The following is a 763-nucleotide window of genomic DNA, read 5'->3' as shown; positions in this document are numbered from 1 at the left end:
GGCTACACGTTCGGCGGCGCGCTGGCCACGCCGGCGGGCCTCGCCGCCACTGGCCAGGGCCGGTGGCATCTGGCCGGGCGGCTGCGGCAGGATGTTGGCTCCGCTACGCTATCGGCGCGCGGCCTGCTGGCCACCCGGACCGACGGCAATGACAGCGCCGACTATCATGATCTGGCGCTGACCCTGGGCGGGGGGGAGCGCTGGCGCTGGCAACTGGCGGCGGCCACCGGCGGCCATCAGGCGCCTGCCGCCACTTCGCACCAGGCGCTGCTGGCCGCCGATCTGGCCGGCGACACCGGCCTGGTGCTGCCCACGGCCAGTCAGCCGATCCGGCTGGCGCTGGGGGCAGAGCTGCGCCGGCTGCGGCTGGGCGGTGCCCGCATCATCGCCCGCGATCTTCATGCCACAGCCCGAGTGCCGCTGCTGCAGGATCGGCCGGCGGTGGAGAGCCTGGAGCTTGACCTCGGCCTGCGCCAATCATGGCTGGCCGGGCGGAGCGAGCAGTTGTGGCATGTTGCCGGGCGCTGGGAGTTCTTCCCCGGCCTGGCGCTGCGCGGGCAGGTGGCACGCGGGATCGACGACCTTGCCACCACCAGCGGCACCGCACGCAGCCTCGGCCTGTTCCTGTCGCCGGCCTTCGTGCCGGGCTTCGTCGCCAGTATCGACTGGCGGCGGCAGGCGGCCGGGCCTGCGCGCATCGCCGCGGTGGACGTGGCGGCGCTGTGGCGCGGCCGGCTGGGCAGCGCCACGCAGCTGACGATCG

1 protein-coding gene is annotated in these 763 nt (G+C 74.8%); it reads left to right on the top strand.

Features of this window, described 5'->3' with window-relative positions; genetic code table 11:
- A partial coding sequence (locus GJV64_RS15090) for a hypothetical protein (protein ID WP_205599671.1) occupies positions 1-763 on the top strand: 763 nt, incomplete at both ends.

This window comes from Sandarakinorhabdus rubra, from assembly GCF_010994245.1.
Taxonomy (GTDB): Bacteria; Pseudomonadota; Alphaproteobacteria; order Sphingomonadales; family Sphingomonadaceae; genus Sandarakinorhabdus; species Sandarakinorhabdus rubra.
The sequence above is the reverse complement of the archived record's forward strand: the minus strand, read 5'-3'. Positions and strand labels throughout refer to the sequence as shown.